Here is a 16,330-nt window from a genome sequence, read left to right as displayed (position 1 = left end):
AAAAATTACTTTGAAATATGGAGAATATTTGCAATATTAATAGTCGAATAGCACCTGTGAATTTGTTAACTATTAAAAGGACACTATTGAGATAAATTTTACTTTCCCCTTATTTATTACACCTACTTGTAGTGATCGTTTATTGATTACATCGTGCCATTTTTTGCATGCTGCTTATTGTATGCTTTAACATGAATAACGTATAAATGATGAAACTTTCAGTTCAACAAGCGCAAAGGTGGAAACACATCCTGCTGGGACAATTGAAAGTTCCTCCAACAGCATTGCCGCAACAATTTCAATTGGAGCAGGTGTATATTTTCCCCTATACCGTTTCGGAACATGCGGGTTACCGCGAGCTTAAGATTTGCTTGTTCATGAATGATGATGAACAGGTATACATGGATTATTTCTACGTGAACGACCCACATTACTTGCATGCGCGGGTATTTGAAACCGGGTTTTCCGAGTTATTAGAGAACTATGTGCCTACCCGGGATTTTATTGATCCCCAGGCTGCCGCCATTGAAGAAGAACGCGTGCGGTTGTACAATGCGCAGGTAGACCGGGTATTGCGCGGCAAGGGATTCTTATAAACGCCGTATAGAACGGTGCCGATCAACGGTGCGACGCAAGTATGCTCCATCGCATTTCCTACCCTGGACCCAACCCCCAAAAACGATTGATGCAACCGATTAAAATGAAACTGAATCGGTTAAAAAGCGTTGTTCGAACGTTAAATAATGTTATGCCGGCAAAAAAAGTGCTGTAAACTGCGGGGAGTTTCCAAATAATTTACTTACTTTATTTGAGTAAAATTCCCGTTATGAATAATAGAAGAGACTTCCTCAAACATGCCGGTGCGTTGGCACTTGGCGGTATGCTTGTATCTAATGGCACCGTGAATGCCTTTTACCGCAAACCCAAGTATGCCACAGGTTTACAGCTATTTACCTTGTTTACAATTATAGATAAAGATGTGCGGGGCAACTTGGCCAAAGTAGCCAGTATTGGGTATAAAGAAGTAGAATCGGCTTTCAGTATGAAAGGCGGTTACTATGGTATGAAGCCTAAAGAATTCGCCGCCCTTACGAGGGAGATGGGGCTTGGGTGGAAGTCGCACCACGTATTGGGCGCCCCCGTGAAAGGTTTACCGGCAGGTATGCGCACCTTGAAAGATAACTACCAAGAATTGGTAGACGAGGCAGCGGAAGGTGGTATTCCTTACTTGGTATGTGCTATGTCGCCTACAGGCACTACGGCAGAAGTGAAAGAAACCATTGACATTCTCAATAAAACAGCGGAAGCAACCCATAAAGCAGGTATCCAGTTCGCTTACCATAACCACTACCACGAGTTTGAATTGGTAGACGGTAAAACGCCGTACGATATTATGCTGGCAGAAACCGACCCGCAAAAGATGAAATTCGAACTTGATCTTTGCTGGGTAACCAAATCGGGCGTAGATCCTGTGGAACTATTCAAAAAGCACCCGGGCAGGTTCCCATTATGGCACGTGAAGGATTTAGATGCTACGAAAACTAAACCAGAACCGGTAGGTACAGGTATTGTTGACTTTAAACGCATTTTCGCAGCGGCCAATACGGCGGGTATGAAACATTTCTTTGTAGAACACGATATGCCGGCTGATCCTATTGCTAGTATATCGACAAGCTTTGAAAACCTACAAAAAATCATCGGTTAATAATGCATTTCTCTAAACGATGGCTAGGCATACTACTGTTGTGTGCCTATTCATTTTCCTATTCCCAAAAGCGACCTTTCCTGCAACAAGTGAAAGTAGACGGTGGCCTTATTTCGGGTACCGATACGGCACAACTAAAGGTATTTAAAGGTGTGCCCTTTGCGGCACCTCCTATAGGTAACTTACGTTGGAAAGCGCCGCAAGCGGTTATTCCTTGGAAAGGCGTAAAGGCTTGTACAGCTTATAGTGCCAGTCCTATGCAAGGTAAACCGGCCCCTTTCAATTGCTGGACGGAAGAGTATTTGATTCCCTCGGCGCCCATCGGCGAAGATTGTTTGTATTTAAATGTATGGACAGGCGCCAAATCGGCCCAAGAGAAGCGCCCTGTATTCGTATGGATATATGGTGGCGGTTTAATGAGTGGAGGCAGTGCTTGCCCGATTTACGATGGTGCAGCGATGGCGGCACAAGGCGTGGTATTCGTGAGTATTAACTACCGGGTAGGCGTATTTGGGTACTTGGCACACCCCGCTTTAACGGCAGAATCGGCACAGCATGCTTCGGGGAACTATGGTTTAATGGACCAAATCGCGGCCTTGCAATGGGTGCAAAAAAACATTGCGGCCTTTGGTGGAGATCCTAACCAGGTAACCATTGCCGGGCAATCGGCAGGAGCTATGAGTGTTTGTGCTTTAGTAGCCTCGCCATTAACGAAAGGGTTGTTCCGCGGGGCCATTGCTGAAAGTGGTGGCAACTTTACCAATACGAATGCCACCTTGGCGGTAGCAGAAGAAAAGGGTGTGAAAATGCAGGCTGCTTTGGGGGCTAGTACGCTCGAAGAGATGCGGAAAGTACCGGCCGATGTTTTGTTGAAACAAAATATGTTTGCCAGTGGTATCGTGGTGGATGGTTATACGCTACCGCAACCCATGGTGAATATATTCGAAGCAGGCTTGCAACAACCGGTGAATGTGATGACGGGTTGGAATGAAGATGACGCCGTGTTTTTCGGGCCTTATAAAACGGCAGATCAATTTACAGTTGATATAGAACGACAATTTGAACATGATGCCGACCAGCTATTACGCTTTTACCCCGCGGCGAATGATGATGATGCGAAAGCATCCCAAAAAGCATTGTCGCGTGATCGAACCTTTGGTATCCAAAACTTCACGTGGGGGAATATACAAAGTAGTCAACTTGCTAATCCCATCTATATGTACCGCTTTATGCGTAAACCACCGGCAGATAGTCCTGCTTCCGACTTTGGATCGTTCCATACTGCCGAGGTGCCTTACGCGTTAGGGAATTTACGGTTTGTACAGCGACCGTTTACGGAAGTGGATCATCGCTTATCGGCCAGTATGTTGGCGTACTGGGTAAGCTTTGTGAAAACTGGCGATCCTAATACGGGCGAGTTGCCGCATTGGCCTGCGTACCAACCTACAACGGAAAGCACCCTATTGCTCAACGAACACATTGTGCCCGTGGCTATGCCACAAGCAGAAGCGCTCCGTTTCTTATATGAAAAAACACGGGTAAAGTAAAAATGATAAGGCATGTACATAGATGAAGCATAGACTACACGCTTATCATGATCCATATATACATGGAGGAAGGCTGGCAGCAATGCCAGCCTTTTCTAATGGGTAGTAGGCATCGCTTCATCCCAATATTTTTTAAATACATCGCCGGTAAAGCACAGCAGCCACTCCACGGCTTGTAACAAGTGCACCACTTCCATTAAATTGACCGTTTGCTCGTACTGAAAAGAGGCGTTATTTTTCGTGTTCACGGGATAGCGAAAGGCGTCGGCGTTTTTATCGAGTAGTTCGAAGAGGTTGGTGAGTGTATCGAGTTGTTGAAAGTAGAGGTGGAATTGATGGAGATCGTGGGGATCGATGTTGATGTGTTTCGTTGCTTGTAATAAAGCAATGGCTTCAAAGAGTTGTGATTTGAATTGCGTTTGCAGGAATTTTAATTGGTGGGTATAAATCGTGTTTGGAGTAGATTGTTTCGTATAGTGTTGGAAGAATTGAATATTGTTTTTTAGACCTAGCTCAATACCGTGGCGTACTAGGAACATAATAGGGTAAGCGAGTGTATGGCATGTATTGGCATGTTGTTCAATATGGGCTATTAAGATTGATACGGCGGCATTGTAGCTTTCAAAATATTGTGGGTAGGTTTGATGTTGACCAATATTTGCTATGAACTGTACATTTTTCTCCTGGCGATACATGCCGCGAAAGTACTAAGTCGTGGCTGTATTTGCTTGGATATTCATGTACAATTTTCCTAAATCGGTGGTCATTATTTCGAGTTGAGTCATAGAGAAATCGGCCATGAATGTTTCGTAGAAATCGTGCATGAGGGGCATAATTTGTGCGCGGTAATCGATGCCGGGTTGTGTAAGAGCAACGAGGTTAATACGGCGATCGCGTGGATCGGGGAGGCGTTCTACTAAGTGACGGGCGCTGAGGTTATCGATGAGCGAGGTAAGTGTTGCTTTATTGCGGCGGAGTATATCGGCGAGTTCTTGTTGGTTTATCTTGTCGCGCTTCCAGAGTTCAATCATCACCTCTAACATTTCAAACGTAATATCGAAATGGTGTTGCTTGATTTTGTGGCGGAGATGTTTACGCATAGCGGTACGAATACCTTGGATGATATCGATTAACTCAACAAATTTATCTAACTCATTTTGTTTATTGAAGTTCATAGCGGGGGTTTAACGTCGTTCACTCTTCTTTCAAACAACCTACCCCGCTAAAAGTTTGAATTGCTATGCGGCAAATACCTAATTTGCGTGCATGCATCCTTCGAAGATTCTCTTTCACCCGTTTAAACATCACCTGGCTACTATTAATGCTTTTATTACCTCGCACCAAGGGCAGCTACCGCAACATATACAAACTGTGAAAACCTTAGGTGCTTCGCAATTTGATTGTTATACAGGTATGTTAACCGTGGAGGAGTTGGAAGCACAAACGGGGGAGCAGTTACGGTTGTTGCATATTCATACTAAGGAGGAGTACGCGGCATGGATAGCGGAGCACGATGGTTACAGGGAAATTACATTGAGTGATGGCGCTACGTGGACGTTGCGGATGATTGACAAACCGAATTTTGTGCATTTGCATCCTAGTCGTTATGCAAAGCATACGGTACGTGTGAAGGCGAATGCTATGAAAACTTTGGTTTGTTGTATGATGATGGAGGCTGCAGCTACATTGGATATTGAACGATTGAACTTTTACCGTGCCAACTTCCTGCAATTGCCCCCGCTCGTGGAGCAGGGGAATCACGAGGAGATATTAAAAGTGTATGCTTTATTGAAGAGGGCACTACCGTAATTCGTAGCGTACAAACGCGAGTTCATCGCCATTGGGCGACCATGATGGAACATTGATAGTACCTTGTCCGCCGAAGAAAACGGGCGTGAGTGCTTTTAATTCCTTCGTTTGTAGATCGAGTAATCGAAGTTGTACATCTTTGCCGAATGGATGTTCTTCGATTTGATCGACGATGAATGTTAAGATCGCTAATTGTTGACCATTGGGTGAAGGATGGGGGAACCAGTTGGCGTATTGATCATTTGTTAGCTGCATTTGGTTGTTACCATCGGCATCCATCCGCCATATTTGCATACGGCCAGAGCGGAAGGAGTTGTAATAAATGTATTTTCCATCGGGCGAGTAATCGGGACCATCATCTAGTCCTCCGCCTTTTGTTAACTGTTTTTCCGGGCCACCATTTGCGGGCACCGTCCAAATATCTAAATCCTTTCCACCGTTCCGTTCACCCACAAAAGCCAAGGTTTTACCATCGGGGCTCCAGCCATGCCAGTAGGAGGGGCCGTATTGGGTAATACGTTGCAAGTTACCGCCATTGATACTACCTGTGTACAGCACCGACCAGCGACCATGTTTCAAGGTATCATCTTTCTCTATCACGCCGCTACTAATTACCACACTTTTACCATCGGGGGAAATGCCGTGATCGTTATTGGCGGTAAGATTGCTGGGGAAGGGGATGAGTTGTTTTTGCCCGTTTGCCAAGAACACTTTGTATAGTTTGCCTTTTTGGTTAATGAGCAAGAATTTTCCATCGCGCGACCAGTTCGGCGCTTCAAAGAGAATGGAATCTTTGTACACTACTTTTCGTTCACCTGTTTTTACATTGATGGTTTCTAAGTAAGCATTAACGGGCGGTGTAGATTGCGCATTCATCGTAATAGTACAGCAAATACAAGCGCTGATAGCAAGGAGTTTCTTCATTAGATTTCAATAACGGGAATGTTGGAAAATGGGTTTTAGAAGGCGGTATTTAAAGATAGTGCTGAAGGGGTAGAAATGCAAACCGATCATCAAGTAATTAGTGAATGCTGGGTGGATGATACCTCGAACGACGACCATCGGCTTGTGGAAAATCCACAATGCGTTTATCTCCATTAAAGAAGATATCAGGGCGTCCCCTGGTTAATACTGGGGTTAAGTCGGAAATGAGCCGGAAGGAATTGTGCAAATGCACCAACACACAGTGGGTGTTTTGGCGGTTACTGCGGTGATTATCATATTTGTTTGTAAATCAATCAGAAGGGATTTTTTAGCCTTTGGCGAGCACTGCGAAATGTAATTGATCACTGCGGGAAATAATGTACCGAGCCTTTGACTTCCCTTTGACGAGCCTTTGACGAGCCTTTGAAAAGCCTTTGAAATGCCTTTGACGACCCTTTGAAAGACTTTAACCTGCCTTTGAAAGACTTTGACTTCCCTTTGAAATGCCTTTAATGGATCTTGAGAAATCTTGGGTTTCCTTTGGAAGACTTTGGGAATAACTACTGAAAGTATCTCCTATATATCCAACATATATCTCTACACAGTATTGATAAGGCCTGGAACATTGGAATAACATTAGAAGAACATTAGAAGATATTATAAGGACCATTGTGTGTTATTGTAAACAATGTCATATCAATGCTTTACAAAAATATCTTCCACTGCGGAAAGTAACCAGAAATTGTATTTTATATGATAAATGGCCCTAGTCGGGTTATTTGCGACATTGCCACTGGCCTACTTGTTTATCGCTGAATTGGACTATACATCCTTTGGGCATACCTCTTATTTTTGCCCCAATTTAGAACGAAAATCGCGACGAAATCATATGCATGTACACTTTATTCAACACGAGTCTTTTGAGGCGCCAGGAGCCTATTTAAATTGGGCGGAAAAACGGGGGCATACAACTACCTTTTCGAGGGTATATGAACAGGAAGCATTACCGGTTGATATGAGAGGGATAGATATGTTGATTGTAATGGGAGGGCCTCAAAGTCCGGGTACTAGTTTACAAGAGTGCCCGCATTTCGATGCGGCTGCGGAAAAGCATGTAATACAGCAATGTATCCAGGCAGGTAAAATTGTTGTAGGTGTATGTTTAGGAGCACAGCTAATAGGGGAGGCATTGGGTGCGGCGTATGCCCATAGCCCGGAAAAGGAGATCGGTGTATTTCCTATAACGCTAACACCCGCAGGCTTGCAAGATAAAAAGGTTCGGCATTTTGGCAGTAACCTGTTGGTAGGGCATTGGCATAACGATATGCCGGGGCTAACCGCTACAGCGGAAGTGCTGGCGGTTAGTGAAGGATGCCCTAGGCAGATCGTGCGGTATGCACCATTGGTTTACGGGTTACAATGCCATATGGAGTTTACACCCGGTTTGGTGGATTTATTAATTGATAGCGAACAGGATTGGGAAACGTTAGCATTGCAACACCGGTATGTGCAATTGCCGAGCAAGATAAGAAGTGTGGGATATGAAGACATGAATGTTTGCTTATTTGGATTTTTGGATGAGTTGTCGACGGAATACTATATGATGCGGTAGCGATTGTTGTTGTGTTAATTTAGACCAATCCCGGTATGCTTGCATGCCGGGATTTTTGTTTTATTATCAAGTTTTCTAGCCTATTAAATATTCTTAAAATATGTAATTAGTAATTATTTTTAACCCGTTCGATTGTAAACATGTGTGAATGCCAAGGTATCCTGTAGTGCCTGGCCAAGCCTAACTATTTTCTATTAAATCCAATTAAGCTTCATGAAAAAATCTTTCATCGTATTTGCCGTTATGGGTATGTTTGTTATGAATGGATGTTCAAAACCCGATGACAAAACAGAAACCCCGGTAGTTACACCTACTAAAAGTAGCGCCAAAAGTATCACCAAATTTTTCGTGTTTAATGTTGATGCTACTATTGACAGTGTAGCCAATACAATCACGGCTTTAATTCCGCCTGGTCAACCGTTGAAACAATGGCCGGTTATTACGGTTTCTGAAAAGGCTACGGTAAGCCCGGCTACTAATACGGAAGTAGATTTTACAAATCCCGTGGTGTTTACGGTAACGGCTGAAGATGGTTCTATGCGTAAGTATACCGCCACTGTTCGAAATACCAAGCGTACAGAGAAGGAGATTTCGAATTTTATTATCAACAGTAAATATGCAAGCATTAATACTGCCGATAAAACAATCAAATACGAATTACCTGAAGGTACTGATTTAACTAAGCTAGCTCCAGAAGTGCAAATTTCTGAAGGCGCAACGGTGAGTCCTGCTTCCAAAGTAGTCACCGACTTTACCAACCCAGTACCGTATACCGTTACTGCCGAGGATGGTAGCAAACAAGTGTATACTGTTACCCTTACGAAGAAGAAAAGTAGTGCGAAATCAATCCTCTATTTTGCATTGGATAACCCGGCATTAGCAGGCGATACCTATGCGAATAGTGCCGATACCATCGTAGGTGTATTTTCGCCCGAGGCTACTACGATCGATTTCTTTACTGCGAAAAACTCTTTAGAGAATTTAAAGAAAATTGTACCGATCATCAAAGTATCGGATAAAGCAACGATTAGTCCTGCCAGCGGTGTAGCACAAGATTTCAATTACCCGGTTAACTACACTATTACCGCCGAAGATGGTACTACCCGCGTAGTGAAAGTCGTATTCAACAAATTCAACCACGAAGTAACCGCTACGGAAGTGAAGAATACCTACATCCGCCCAGCGAAAACCACGTACAAAGTGGGCGAAGTAGTAGAAGTAGAAACAGCGGAAAAAATCTACTGGCCTTTATTACTCAGCGGTGTAAACTTTACCAAGTTCTTGGATACCCCCGGTAGCACCCTCGTATCGGGCTTAAGCATCGATAAAATGACGAGTGATGGTACGAAGTTTTACTTTAGGTTTAAAGAAAAAGGTAAGTACAATATTTACTTAAGTTATAAGAGCACTTATTCATTGCAGTCTTCGATTACAGTAGAATAACGCTTTTGTTTTGGATATGGGCGCCTTGTGGTAACGGGAGTTACTGCAGGGCGTTTTTTTTTTGTGGGGTTATTGCAGGTGTATTAAAAAGTTGATAGTTAATTTATTTTCCTATTTTTAAATAAAACCCCATGAAGCATTTATGTCCTTTTACTCCTCTTGTGGGATATAGAATTATTAACTAATTTAGTCAAATTGATATTGTTAGCACCATTTTTAACACATAAATCATGCTTTATAAAATTAGCGGAAAAGACCAGCAGCGACCAATAGGTAGGCTTCCTGAAACCATCCCCAATTTTTACGCCTATATGCTTAGAGTCAATGGCAGGAAACTGGGGCGTGTACAATCCAGACAATTTTTCGAGTGTGTCAATAAGATATACAGGGAAAACCACAGAGTTGTTTATAGGGGAGATAAAAAGAGTGTAGTCTTGCCGGCTTTTGGAATCAAAGAAAAGGGATTCCCCAATCAATTTAATGAAGCTTTATTTATGATGGGACCTAAGGCCCGCATGTTCGTGTCCTCGGACCGGCAACGTGAGTTTGAAATAAACATTGCTGCAGCAGAGAATGATGAATTTGCGAAGATATTTAGGATGTTATCTCATCTTTTGAAGAAGGAGTTTCCGTACAGCGCTCGAAGGGTTGCCATGACAGGCTTTCGGGCACGGGAAGAACAATTGACCCGCTATTTTGGTGATGATGGGAATTTTGATGATTTTGTTAAAAGGACAGGACAGCTGATAGGTGAGCACAGGATCATTATGCGGGACTACTATCTGGCGCTCCTGCACCATATGGATAAAAGCCAGTATTACACGGACTCCTTTCTACTCAGCACTACCACCAGTTTTGAGCAAGCTCATGGTTTTGCATGGAAGGAAGAGGAAAAGGACAGTACCAATCCAATCATACTTATTGGCTGGGTGCCCAAAAACTTTGAGGGACGACTTAGTGCTCCAGATATACGCATACTTAGGAACAGGATGGAAGTTGACAAGACAGGGTTACCTGTCTATAACTTCAGTTTCTTTCCAAGACAGGAAGAAGTAACGCTTAAAGGTGGGTTATTTCCTCATTACATGCTTGGATATATCCATAATGATCCTCGTAAAGGGGAGGTGCTGGAGATCAACCCTGCATTGTTACAAACAACTGCAGACTGGGACGGTGTAGGATTAAATATCGACCAAAGTAGTTTTCACGAGTATTTACGAAATTCTTCTTTTGGAAGGTTTTTTACCGTAAGTCAAAATGATCTCCGTTTTGAACAGCACTACAGACACCTTTAACAGTTATTTTCCTAGCTGATAAAGCTAGATACGTGTATTAGGAATCATAACGTGTTGATAATAAAAAGTATTAAAATATCATTTGGAATTACAGGGAATTGATCTGAAAAACCTGTCATTGTCTTCTCATTACCTGCTCATTAAATGCGCTTACACTCCAATTATACTGACGCCGAAATGGCAACAGGTGCAGGTTTTATTTATGAATTAAAGCAGGTTTACGAGCTTATCACAAATGGACACAATTTTACGCGAGTTAATCCTGTAACTGGTCAAAATATGATGAATGGGAATCCGGCATATCCAGCTAGCGTAAGTACATTGTTTAGAAAGGTCATAATACAAGGAGGGCAGCAAAAATTGTCCCGAGTATTTTCAAATTATAATTATATCTCGGATGACGAATAAACCCGGCCGGGATGGTTTATTCACCCCATTCACGGTTAAAGTGTAGATATCGTCGGCCTCCCGATAATGCGTAAAGAATAAGTATCTCCTCAAGTAGATTTGTGGCCGATTTATAGTTATAATATTTTTATTCTAGGGTATCCATATAATGTAACAGTCCGAGGTGAACTGTCCATTGGAATAGAGGTTCAATAGCAACTGAACCATTTGTAGACCTGGGTAGTTTGTCGAAGATGTTAGTAGATACTGCTTCGAAAATCGGAATGAGTGGATCACCAGTTATAATGAGCAGGACAGGTTTTATTCAAAATGGCACACACTTAATCTTGATCGGCAAAAAACAAATCATTGGTTCGATATTCCCTGAAAAACTGATTTTCTCAGAAAATCAACTTCGAACCGCCGAACCTCATGTACTCCTAGAGCTAATAAAGCGGTCCAGAGCGGACCTTGACCCTCTAAAACAAGAAAAGGTCGGAGATATCTCCGACCTTTTGCCTTTCGTGCCCAGAACAGGAATCGAACCTGCACTACCTTTCGATAACAAGATTTTGAGTCTAGCGCGTCTACCAGTTCCGCCATCTGGGCTGTTATCTTTCGAACAAACCATTCAGGTTGTTCGGGTTGCAAATGTAAAATTGTTTTTATTAATTCCAAATAAATTTTTCTAAAACATCAAACACGCTTTAATGCTTTCACTCTTTCCAATCCTTTTTCAACCCCTGTCGCTATCATCCTACTATAACCATCTTCACCTAAAAATGAAACAAAAGCAGCCGCGCCATTATAATGTTCTTCTGCTAAGTTAAGTTGCCCCATATCCTCGTAACATTTGGCAATGTTGAGATAAAGAGAAGGGAGAACGGAGGTAACATCTGGCCGATCAATTTGCAGGGCGTGTTCAAGGGCGATTTTATCCCATTCCAATTTGCTATCAACCGTTGGTTGATGCCGGGCAACATAATGAGCAGCAATGAAATGTTCGTCGTGCGTGGTGGCGTTATCCCATGCTTGTTGGAACATGCTAGCGGCTACTTGCGGGTTGCCTTCTTGCATCATGCCTTCCGCGCAAAGTTTTACGATGGGATTTTCGGGATCGAATTGTAGCATGCTAAGCAAATGAATAGTGAAGCATGAAGGTAAGGGAATTAAACACAAACGCCTTCCATGTATGCATCATTGAAGGCGTTTATTATAGTTGTATATACTTATCGTACATCTTTCAATTTCACATCCACCACATCTCCATCTTTCTTCACCGTCACAATCATCTCAATTTGCGCGGTAGCGCCAGAAGCTCCACTCGCTGATTTATAAATAGGGCTCGATGAAAGTACCGCGCCACTGGGGTGTACAAGGTTCGACTGCCCCGCGTAGTATTCATAAGAATATTTGTGGGTGTAACCGAAGCTCGTCATCAAAATATACTCGCCGGGCATGAGGTTTGTAAACTCGAAATGACCTTTGTCGTCGTAGACTTTCGTGGTTTTAATACAGGCGGCAACGTTTGGATCGATCGGCACTTCGGGGAGCTTCCTACCTTTGCGAATCTTTTTGTTTACAGCTTTCCATTCTTCTATATACGCCGAATTAGGTAAGATCGAAACAACGGTACCTCTTGGGGCGAATTGGGCTTTATTGATATTCACTACTTGTACGCGGCTATTACCATGGTCGCGCGCGAAGGCGGTGCCGGTGATAGAGCTATTGCCTTTTTCGATCATTCGTAAGTTCTCGGCTTTATCGAATTTGCTGGCGATGGGTTGGTAGTCCAATTCCTCATTCACACAAATTTCAATGTTGCCATTGCCGGCTGGCATTTCTCTTTGCCAAATCCTGTAATCTTTCTTATCGATGATGTAATGGTAAAAAACGCCGGACTCTTCTTCCAAAACTTTTACTAACCAACTTTCGTGTTCGCCGGTTCTATTGGAATGATGGATGTAGCTGGTAACATCCTTGATGGTGTAATTCGATAATACGCTATCGGGGCTGGTAGCATAGTAAAATTCGGGAATAGTGGCCTTGTAGCCTACTTTTAAAGGGAGGGTACTAAACATGAACTCCGCTACGTTGAAATCGACGAACTTCCCTTTAGGGCGGATTGTTAATGCCTTATCCTTATTCCCAGCTACAATATGTTCCTTACCTGTGATGGTTTCCCCGAAGGTAAATTCTAAGGTACTTTTAGTGCTTTCAGATTTGTAGCGAATGGGTGCCAATGTTTTAGCATCTGCTACGGATGTTCGTTTCCGGTACCATTCGTTTTTGTCATCGATGTAATTGACTTCAAAACGGATATCGTTACCCGAAAGCGATATTTCGTTCGTGTAAGTACCTTTTTTCGTCCACTTATTGTCCTTTACATAATAAATAGTAAACAATGATTTACCGGGTTGCAAACGGGCTGTATTAATGTCGGGATGGCCAGGAAGCACTGTTTTTTGCGCAAGGCCGGTGAATGGCAATAGTAAAAGCAACATGGCTTTCATGGAGTGTCGCATAGTATTCTTTTTTCTCTGCATAATGATATATATAGACGGTGTCTATAAAATAGGTTGACGATATGGCGTTTCTAAAAGAGGGGCAAAAATAAGGAGTTTGTTCCTGTTTTGAGCACGATAGATTGTGGATGATTATTTTAAAATAGCCAGTTAGCTGTTGTTAAACGGGTTCGTAAGGAAAGCTTATACATTGTTTTTCAATGCATTTTGCCACTCCCTAAATTTAACTTATGTTGCATATCGACGGGAATCAAATTTAAAAGATCGTTTTACGTTATGTCAACATCCATCAATATCGGTTTAATTCGCGAAGAAAAGGTGCCAGGCGACAACCGCGTGGCTTTTACCCCGCAACAATGCTTATGGATCTCTACACATTACCCGCACATTGCTGTTACCGTACAACCCTCGCCCCGCAGATGCTTTAGCGACGATGAATACCGTGCTCTAGGTATTACCGTAGCGGAAGACTTATCGCATTGCGATATCCTTCTCGGGATTAAGGAAGTGCCCAAAGAGAAATTGCTAGCCGGTAAAACGTACTTGTTTTTTTCACACACGAAAAAGCAACAACCGCAGAACCAGCTAATGTTACAAGAGATCATCAAGAAAAACATCACCCTCATCGATTACGAGTGCCTCGTGCATAACGATGGTCAACGTATCCTAGGCTTCGGGTTTTTCGCAGGCGTTGTTGGCGCACACAACGGTTTGCTAGCTTATGGCGACCGCACCAAAACATTTTCATTTAAACGTGTACACGAGTGTAAAGATTTCCAAGCATTAATTACCACCTATTTCGGTGTGAAGCTGCCGCCGGTGAAAATCGTTATCACGGGTTCCGGCCGTGTTGCAGCAGGTAGCTTGGAGGTGATGGGTTTACTGGGTATTAAGTATGTAACGCCCGACGAATTCCTCATCAACAACTATTCTTATCCAGTTTATACGCAATTGAAAGCAGGGGAGTTGTATCTCCGTAAATCGGATAAAACGTATAGTAGGGAAGACTTTCACAATAACCCGGGTGCTTACGAATGTAAATTCTTGCCTTTCGTTACCGCGGCGGATGTATTGATGAACGGGATTTATTGGGATAAGAACATCGAACCGCTTTTCACGTGGGCCGATTTGCAGAAGGAGAACTTCCGCATACAAGTTATTGCCGACATTACCGATGATCAAAATGGTTCTATCCCTTGCAACTTAGGCGATACTACTATTGAAGAACCGGTATACGGCGTTCACCGTTTCAATCAACAAAAAACAGCCGATCATTTCGATCCCGAAAGTGTTACCATGATGTGCGTAGGCAACTTGCCCAACGAGTTACCGCGCGACGCTTCTCAATACTTCGGCGACCAGTTGATGAAATATGTATTCGACGAATTGTTGGCGCCGCAAAGTGATATGGTACATAAAGCTACCATCGTTGATAAGGGTGAGCTAACCGAACGTTATCATTACATGGCGGAATATGCCGGTTTGAAATAATTTTTGTAGAAAGAGAGAATGTCGGTAGATTTGTTTGGATTCAATAATTACTTGGGCCGTGATTTCTGATAGCTTTTTAATCACGCCAAACCGACTTTTCCATTTATCTTAAGAGATTTTCAAAGAAATATCAAAAAGCATCTTCTTTTACATTGGGAAGATGCTTTTTGTTTTAGGTGAATGTAATTGAGAAGTAGAAAATTATGTGAAAACCCTTGCAGAAAGGGAATTCTAGCACAAAACTTGCTAACAAAAAGGAAAGTAGGCAACTATGCCTGCTAAATGCTGTTATTCATTAAAACCCATTGCCTATTCATGTCAATCGATCAAGCAACATACAGTAAGAAGAAAAGTAATAAGGAACGTTTGATTTTCGTTATAAAACTCATTTTATACGTGGCGATTCTATATGTCAACAATATGGATTTACACTTAGCAAAAGGTTTTGAGTGGGTAGGGAAATCATTATCGGCATTAGCATTTTTCTTAGGGGCGAACTTAGTGGTGAGTTTGTGTTACTTGATTATTTTGTCGTGGTATATCCGTAAAAACAAATTGAAGAGTTTAACACGTGATAACTTCATCTTGGGGATCAATAGGATTTCGCGTGTATTGAATACAACGTTTATCATCTTAGCAGGACTTTTATTTTTCGGTGTTGATTTAACTAAAATAGCGACCGGGATTACCATCGTAGCGGCTGCGATCGCGATTTTATCGAAAGATTATATTGCGAATATGATCAACGGGTTGATCATCATGTTTAGTGATCAATTATCGTTAGGCGATCATATTAAAGTGAATGAATACAAAGGAAAAATACTCGACATTACCTTGGTAAACGTAGTACTACAGAACGATGACGATGATATTATTTTGTTGCCGAATTCTGTGTTGTTTACGTCGGTTGTAGTGAATCAATCGAAACAGAACATCAAGAAAATGACGATTGAATTCGAATTAGATATTAAACATGCACAATCACCTCACGAAGTAGAAGCGGCCTTGAAAAGCGCTGTGGCACCGTATATCAACAACAACATAACCGACAATAGTTTCTCTTTAAAGACACTCGAAATCAAAAAAGATTTAGTGCATTTCAAAGTGCAATTACTCTTACCAAATCAGAATAAGGAAACAGAAAGAAAAATCAAGAGCGAGCTAAACACCGCAATACTGGCGGTTTCCAACGATTCGATTGTGCACGAAAATTCGAAGTAGCGAAAAATATTTTTTATAAAAGTTTGGAAATTAAAGATTTCACTCTATATTTGCACTCCCGTTCAGCGAACGACTGGCTTTGTAGCTCAACTGAATAGAGCATCTGACTACGGATCAGAAGGTTTCAGGTTTGAATCCTGACAGAGTCACTACTCAAAGTTACTTATCTTAAAAAAGTTAAGATAAAGAATTAGAAAAATGAAATAATGCTGGCTGCGTAGCTCAACTGAATAGAGCATCTGACTACGGATCAGAAGGTTTCAGGTTTGAATCCTGACGCGGTCACAAAAAGCAAAAAGGTGCTACTTGTTAGTGCCTTTTTCTTTTCCACAAATGGATGTTTTTGAAGCTTGTATTCGGAACACCTTTCA

14 protein-coding genes and 3 tRNA genes are annotated in these 16,330 nt (G+C 42.3%); 11 read left to right on the top strand and 6 right to left on the bottom strand.

From position 1 onward, the window contains the following. Window positions 1-206: 206 nt before the first annotated feature. The 3 genes from LX64_RS24980 (at window position 207) to LX64_RS24970 (ending at window position 3,252) form a co-directional block, all read left to right on the top strand. Window positions 207-596, top strand: coding sequence for a hypothetical protein (locus LX64_RS24980; protein ID WP_111600433.1), 390 nt, complete (start codon window positions 207-209; stop codon window positions 594-596). Window positions 597-826: 230 nt separating this feature from the next. After that, complete coding sequence (locus LX64_RS24975) at window positions 827-1,705, top strand: sugar phosphate isomerase/epimerase family protein (RefSeq protein ID WP_111600432.1); 879 nt, start codon at window positions 827-829, stop codon at window positions 1,703-1,705. Between the two features lie 2 nt (window positions 1,706-1,707). Next, window positions 1,708-3,252, top strand: coding sequence for a carboxylesterase/lipase family protein (locus LX64_RS24970; protein WP_111600431.1), 1,545 nt, complete (start codon window positions 1,708-1,710; stop codon window positions 3,250-3,252). A 95-nt stretch (window positions 3,253-3,347) separates the two neighbouring features. Here the strand turns inward: LX64_RS24970 and LX64_RS24965 are convergent, their stop codons facing one another. Both LX64_RS24965 and LX64_RS24960 read right to left on the bottom strand, forming a co-directional pair. Then, a complete protein-coding gene (locus LX64_RS24965; RefSeq protein ID WP_111600430.1) occupies window positions 3,348-3,947 on the bottom strand; it encodes a hypothetical protein in 600 nt (199 codons plus the stop codon). A 12-nt stretch (window positions 3,948-3,959) separates the two neighbouring features. Beyond that, window positions 3,960-4,427 carry a MarR family winged helix-turn-helix transcriptional regulator gene (locus LX64_RS24960; RefSeq protein ID WP_111600429.1) on the bottom strand — a complete coding sequence of 156 codons (468 nt, stop codon included), beginning with the start codon at window positions 4,425-4,427 and terminating at the stop codon, window positions 3,960-3,962. A gap of 91 nt (window positions 4,428-4,518) precedes the next feature. On the opposite strand from LX64_RS24960, the gene LX64_RS24955 reads away from it, so the two are divergent. After that, the gene (locus LX64_RS24955; RefSeq protein WP_111600428.1) at window positions 4,519-5,061 is read left to right on the top strand and encodes a hypothetical protein; all 543 of its coding nucleotides are present in this window, start codon (window positions 4,519-4,521) and stop codon (window positions 5,059-5,061) included. Here the strand turns inward: LX64_RS24955 and LX64_RS24950 are convergent. Continuing rightward, window positions 5,053-5,985, bottom strand: a complete 933-nt coding sequence (locus LX64_RS24950; protein ID WP_111600427.1) for a TolB family protein — start codon at window positions 5,983-5,985, stop codon at window positions 5,053-5,055. The genes LX64_RS24955 and LX64_RS24950 overlap by 9 nt on opposite strands. A gap of 889 nt (window positions 5,986-6,874) precedes the next feature. Here LX64_RS24950 and LX64_RS24945 point away from each other — a divergent pair. The 3 genes from LX64_RS24945 to LX64_RS26245 all read left to right on the top strand — a co-directional run bounded on the left by LX64_RS24945 (window position 6,875) and on the right by LX64_RS26245 (window position 10,335). Next, complete coding sequence (locus LX64_RS24945) at window positions 6,875-7,597, top strand: type 1 glutamine amidotransferase (RefSeq protein ID WP_111600426.1); 723 nt, start codon at window positions 6,875-6,877, stop codon at window positions 7,595-7,597. A 213-nt stretch (window positions 7,598-7,810) separates the two neighbouring features. After that, window positions 7,811-9,040 (top strand): DUF5018 domain-containing protein, encoded by a 1,230-nt coding sequence (locus LX64_RS24940; protein ID WP_211324895.1) that lies wholly within the window; start codon window positions 7,811-7,813, stop codon window positions 9,038-9,040. Window positions 9,041-9,270: 230 nt separating this feature from the next. Next, a complete protein-coding gene (locus LX64_RS26245) occupies window positions 9,271-10,335 on the top strand; it encodes a hypothetical protein (RefSeq protein WP_211324894.1) in 1,065 nt (354 codons plus the stop codon). 912 nt (window positions 10,336-11,247) lie between these two features. Here the strand turns inward: LX64_RS26245 and LX64_RS24920 are convergent. The 3 genes from LX64_RS24920 to LX64_RS24910 all read right to left on the bottom strand — a co-directional run bounded on the left by LX64_RS24920 (window position 11,248) and on the right by LX64_RS24910 (window position 13,247). Then, a tRNA-Leu gene (locus LX64_RS24920) sits at window positions 11,248-11,331 on the bottom strand. Window positions 11,332-11,418: 87 nt separating this feature from the next. After that, on the bottom strand, window positions 11,419-11,853 hold the full coding sequence (locus tag LX64_RS24915) for an rRNA adenine methyltransferase (protein ID WP_111600424.1): 435 nt from the start codon (window positions 11,851-11,853) through the stop codon (window positions 11,419-11,421). Window positions 11,854-11,951: 98 nt separating this feature from the next. Further along, window positions 11,952-13,247, bottom strand: a complete 1,296-nt coding sequence (locus LX64_RS24910; protein ID WP_148707464.1) for a DUF3108 domain-containing protein — start codon at window positions 13,245-13,247, stop codon at window positions 11,952-11,954. 276 nt (window positions 13,248-13,523) lie between these two features. On the opposite strand from LX64_RS24910, the gene LX64_RS24905 reads away from it, so the two are divergent. The 4 genes from LX64_RS24905 to LX64_RS24890 all read left to right on the top strand — a co-directional run bounded on the left by LX64_RS24905 (window position 13,524) and on the right by LX64_RS24890 (window position 16,244). Continuing rightward, window positions 13,524-14,738, top strand: a complete 1,215-nt coding sequence (locus LX64_RS24905; protein ID WP_111600422.1) for an NAD(P)-dependent oxidoreductase — start codon at window positions 13,524-13,526, stop codon at window positions 14,736-14,738. 315 nt (window positions 14,739-15,053) lie between these two features. Next, window positions 15,054-15,959, top strand: coding sequence for a mechanosensitive ion channel family protein (locus tag LX64_RS24900; RefSeq protein WP_158538737.1), 906 nt, complete (start codon window positions 15,054-15,056; stop codon window positions 15,957-15,959). Between the two features lie 75 nt (window positions 15,960-16,034). Then, window positions 16,035-16,108, top strand: a tRNA-Arg gene (locus tag LX64_RS24895). A 62-nt stretch (window positions 16,109-16,170) separates the two neighbouring features. After that, window positions 16,171-16,244: transfer RNA gene (locus tag LX64_RS24890), tRNA-Arg, on the top strand. Window positions 16,245-16,330: the final 86 nt, after the last annotated feature.

It is taken from the genome of Chitinophaga skermanii (genome assembly GCF_003259335.1).
In the GTDB taxonomy this organism is placed as follows: domain Bacteria; phylum Bacteroidota; class Bacteroidia; order Chitinophagales; family Chitinophagaceae; genus Chitinophaga; species Chitinophaga skermanii.
The sequence above is the reverse complement of the archived record's forward strand: the minus strand, read 5'-3'. Positions and strand labels throughout refer to the sequence as shown.

What these genes read in the sequence shown, in the direction of transcription:
- LX64_RS24910 (WP_148707464.1), bottom strand. Translation starts at nt 13,247, where the DNA reads ATGCGACACTCCATGAAAGCCATGTTGCTTTTACTATTGCCATTCACC.
- LX64_RS24970 (WP_111600431.1), top strand. Translation starts at nt 1,708, where the DNA reads ATGCATTTCTCTAAACGATGGCTAGGCATACTACTGTTGTGTGCCTAT.
- LX64_RS24940 (WP_211324895.1), top strand. Translation starts at nt 7,811, where the DNA reads ATGAAAAAATCTTTCATCGTATTTGCCGTTATGGGTATGTTTGTTATG.
- LX64_RS24945 (WP_111600426.1), top strand. Translation starts at nt 6,875, where the DNA reads ATGCATGTACACTTTATTCAACACGAGTCTTTTGAGGCGCCAGGAGCC.
- LX64_RS24975 (WP_111600432.1), top strand. Translation starts at nt 827, where the DNA reads ATGAATAATAGAAGAGACTTCCTCAAACATGCCGGTGCGTTGGCACTT.
- LX64_RS24905 (WP_111600422.1), top strand. Translation starts at nt 13,524, where the DNA reads ATGTCAACATCCATCAATATCGGTTTAATTCGCGAAGAAAAGGTGCCA.
- LX64_RS24965 (WP_111600430.1), bottom strand. Translation starts at nt 3,947, where the DNA reads ATGTATCGCCAGGAGAAAAATGTACAGTTCATAGCAAATATTGGTCAA.
- LX64_RS24950 (WP_111600427.1), bottom strand. Translation starts at nt 5,985, where the DNA reads ATGAAGAAACTCCTTGCTATCAGCGCTTGTATTTGCTGTACTATTACG.
- LX64_RS24980 (WP_111600433.1), top strand. Translation starts at nt 207, where the DNA reads ATGATGAAACTTTCAGTTCAACAAGCGCAAAGGTGGAAACACATCCTG.
- LX64_RS24915 (WP_111600424.1), bottom strand. Translation starts at nt 11,853, where the DNA reads ATGCTACAATTCGATCCCGAAAATCCCATCGTAAAACTTTGCGCGGAA.
- LX64_RS26245 (WP_211324894.1), top strand. Translation starts at nt 9,271, where the DNA reads ATGCTTTATAAAATTAGCGGAAAAGACCAGCAGCGACCAATAGGTAGG.
- LX64_RS24960 (WP_111600429.1), bottom strand. Translation starts at nt 4,427, where the DNA reads ATGAACTTCAATAAACAAAATGAGTTAGATAAATTTGTTGAGTTAATC.
- LX64_RS24955 (WP_111600428.1), top strand. Translation starts at nt 4,519, where the DNA reads ATGCATCCTTCGAAGATTCTCTTTCACCCGTTTAAACATCACCTGGCT.
- LX64_RS24900 (WP_158538737.1), top strand. Translation starts at nt 15,054, where the DNA reads ATGTCAATCGATCAAGCAACATACAGTAAGAAGAAAAGTAATAAGGAA.